The following is a 3,630-nucleotide window of genomic DNA, read 5'->3' as shown; positions in this document are numbered from 1 at the left end:
CGAGTATTTAAGGCGGTTTAATCCGATTAAATCAGTCAAAAAGTGACGTTGTTATTTTGTTATCAATGTTACCCAATCCAAAAATCTAAGTTTGACCGGTATTTATTAAGAATTGACGGGGAAATGATGTTTTTTGAATTCGAATACATGGGCCTGGTTAATTGAGGTACGAAATTATCCAAGCACCATGTATCGACAAGCGCAGCGCGTCAGTTATTTAGGATCGATAATATAGAGATCACGATTATTGCCATAACCTCCCCATTTCGTCATCACTCGGACACAAGGATAAACCTTACCGTTATCTCGTCTGCAAGAGTGTATCTCGGCTTCACCGCCTTTCTTGCTTAACTTCTCTACGGTGTAATTCATCTTTATGATTTCATCAGACTTATGGTTAACAAACCAAATAACCCCACCAACAGAAAGCGATACAACTAAGAGTGAAGCTAATAACGTCTGAATAAACCACATCCAACCTAATCGTTGAAAATTATTCTCACTGGCTTTTTCTGCCAAACGACGCAAATCCTTCATAACAATACGATGTTCATCGTGAAGTTGTTTTTGTTTCGCGGATAATTGAGCCAACTCTTGCTGATTCGCGGTTTTAAATTCTTGAATAGATTCATCAATTATTTTCTGATGATCTTCAGCACAAGCCATTAATGCATATATTTTTTGTTCTTGATTCATAACGAAAAACCTCTATCTACATCTTGCCTATTCTCTTTTTCTTGATTTTTTTGTACTTCCATTAATGCCTTTTCTTGAACGGCAATCTCGGCTTGTTCACGTTTATAGTTATTAAAAGAATGCCTAATCGACTGAATACCTTGTTCAATTGTTTCAGATTTAACGTCATTACCTTGAATGATCTCTCTGTTTTTCTGTCCTCGTTCCGATATTTCACCTCTCTTTTCCATTTCAAGCGCAGCATAACCGACATGAATTTGAGGGGTACGCAGAACACCTTGATCAAGCAAAGAACGATGGTCAACCTTCTGATTTATATTATTTTTATCAAGATTTCGATTAACAGATATTGCCCAATTTTCACGCCATTCACGTAAATTTGATTTACTATTCCATTCTCTATTTTTTTGACCAAATCCATCGCTTGTTAACTCTCGCATCGTCAACATGATATGAGCATGAGGGTTTTCCGTCTTAGATTCATGAAATGAAATACTCGCAATCATACCTTTAGAGACAAAATTTTCATGGCAATAATTAAGGACTAATTCTCGATTCTGATCTTGGGTTTGTTCCTTTGGAAGTGCCACTGTAACTTCCCTAAATAATTGTGCATCCTTTCGCTTTTCTGTCCTTTCAACTTCATTCCAAAGTTGAGATGAATCTCGACAAAAACTAGGAGCATGATCAGGACAGATAACACAACTTTCAATGACATCTATTTTCCTTGAGTAGTCATGAATAATACCTGTTTTAAGATCTTCTTTTTTTGAACCTTCACGATAAGCGCAAGAACCAACAGAAGATGAACCATTACTTCGAGAACCTACTGAAATACTACAGTGATAAATTGCCATTGCGATAATCTCTAGCTCTTAAAATTTCGAAGAAATTTCGCACACGTTGGTACAACGTATAAGTGCGCCCTTCCTAATCTCTCAGCATACACGAAACATTTAAGTATTATGATATTCTATACGCAACGATACAATTTAATCAGGAAGGGGTTATGAGCAGTAAACTTGAGAAAATGAAGCAACAACAAGCACAACTACAAGCGAGAATTAATGCTGAACAACAAAAAGAGAAAAGCAAAGAGAGAAAATTAGAAACACGTAAAAAAATAGTTATTGGTGGTACATTATTAGCAATGGTGAAATCAGGAGAATTATCCCAAGAACGATTAGATAAAATGTTGGACAAAAACATCAAATCAGAAAGAGATAGGTCATTATTAAACTTACCACAACGAGGAGAAGGCTAACTGTGGAAAAGTAGGACAGACAAGCTGCCCCAACTTTACACACAATCGCCTTATTGGAAATGAAAGTACGCGATCAGTTTGTGCTCCGCACACAAACAATAAGGTTTCTTTTTAAATTCCCTATAAAGCAAAACAGCCCTAAAACGGGCTGTTATCTGATAAGGCTTTGCTTTGTTTTTGATCACGTATTTTAAATGTTACGAATCCAATTACTGATAGTGCCAGCACTTAAACCTAAATCATCGGCAATAGATCTGTTGTTATAACCCAATGCTTTTAACTCCATAACTTTAGGTAACAGTTCTTTTTTATCAGGTCTACCACCTCCTTTAGAAACCCTACCACCTTTAATACCACCTAAGGCACCAGCCTTAGCCTTATCCTCAATAGAACCGCGTTTACCACCAATCAATCCACCTTTACGTCCCTTGATAGCCTGAGATTCACGGAATTTTTCAGGTGTAAAGTGTCGGTATGTCCAATTCGCAATCGATTTAGCTATCGCCTTAACTTCTGATACAGGAAGTGGAACAGTAAATTGACTATTTAAGGACTCTACCTCGGCATAGACAGCTTCATTCCATGAACGCTTATAGTTAGGCTGCCAATATTCACGGATCGTCTTATATGACCATTTACGGACGTTTTCGAACAAGTCACAATTACGACCAAGACCAACAGCCTGATGACCTCGTAACGGATGACCTCGCAGATCAAGATAATCAGCTAACTCATCTAATGTGTATTCATATTCCGTCCATACCTTATTCTGCCAATGTGGATGCTTCGGATTTTTTGTTAATAATCCTGCATACCCACGATCAGCACCTAATCGTTCAATCATGGCGGATTGAATCGCTGCGGCATACTGAATAGGTTTTAAGTTCGCAATATCTGACGTACAGAATGGGATTTTTAGGCGATAAACAATATGAGCATGACCGTTCTCTGGATTTTTACTTGTCCAGTATGGCGCGGGGAGATTTTTATCGTACCAAGCATAAACAGCACCATTCCTATCAATGTCAAAGATTAGATACATGACCATCTTTGGTCGATTGATTTGAATGTACTTTCTTTTTATTGCGTTTTGCCTAGGGCGAATATAAGTAACCCCTAGTTCATCCGTACAATAAGGCTTATAAGGTAACGTATTGATAAACAGATCTTCAAGATCCAGTTTAAAACGGTTTGAATGCTTAATATTCACGCATAACCGCACTTATGGCGGTTATCTAATAATTGTGTTTGAAGTGGCATCTGATATAATTCCCTAAGAGATCATTATCCCTGTGATAGTTTTCGTAAGCCCTGAATTCTCATTCCTTTCCGCCAAGTTAGAAGATGAGATTCGGGGCTTTGTCCTTTCTGAAACCTATCATACGCTATCATATTTAAAGTTCAAAATTTCTCTATATAAATCATTTAGTTGGATCTGTTTTTTTTGTTAAAAACTAACAAAATCATAATTCCATAAATATCAATACATTAACTAATTCTCTTACTCTTTCTTCCCTTCAAATATGTGACGAATATCTACTTATCAACCAACTCATAATATTGAATCCAATATTCTCATAACAAAAAATGACGAGTACGGACAATTCCGTACAAACAGATACAATAAAGGCCGCCTAAGCGACCTCTTAAATTGTTAGTATTTAACATCA

General features: G+C 36.9%; 4 protein-coding genes. 1 reads left to right on the top strand and 3 read right to left on the bottom strand.

Annotated features, from left to right (window positions below; all coding sequences use genetic code 11):
* Nucleotides 1-213: 213 nt before the first annotated feature.
* Both GLP24_RS19680 and mobQ read right to left on the bottom strand, forming a co-directional pair.
* On the bottom strand, nucleotides 214-696 hold the full coding sequence (locus GLP24_RS19680; RefSeq protein WP_101770480.1) for a hypothetical protein: 483 nt from the start codon (nucleotides 694-696) through the stop codon (nucleotides 214-216).
* Nucleotides 693-1,553, bottom strand: a complete 861-nt coding sequence (gene mobQ / locus GLP24_RS19675) for a MobQ family relaxase (RefSeq protein ID WP_101770483.1) — start codon at nucleotides 1,551-1,553, stop codon at nucleotides 693-695. Before mobQ ends, GLP24_RS19680 begins: the two co-directional genes overlap by 4 nt.
* A gap of 152 nt (nucleotides 1,554-1,705) precedes the next feature.
* On the opposite strand from mobQ, the gene GLP24_RS19670 reads away from it, so the two are divergent.
* Entirely contained in the window at nucleotides 1,706-1,960 is a 255-nt protein-coding gene (locus GLP24_RS19670) for a hypothetical protein (protein ID WP_101770487.1), read from the top strand.
* 190 nt (nucleotides 1,961-2,150) lie between these two features.
* Here GLP24_RS19670 and GLP24_RS19665 read toward each other — a convergent pair whose 3' ends face one another.
* On the bottom strand, nucleotides 2,151-3,170 hold the full coding sequence (locus tag GLP24_RS19665) for a replication initiation protein (protein ID WP_232579661.1): 1,020 nt from the start codon (nucleotides 3,168-3,170) through the stop codon (nucleotides 2,151-2,153).
* Nucleotides 3,171-3,630 lie beyond the last annotated feature (460 nt).

Source organism: Photobacterium carnosum (assembly GCF_021236965.1).
In the GTDB taxonomy this organism is placed as follows: domain Bacteria; phylum Pseudomonadota; class Gammaproteobacteria; order Enterobacterales; family Vibrionaceae; genus Photobacterium; species Photobacterium carnosum.
This window is presented reverse-complemented; position numbering and strand designations above follow the sequence as displayed.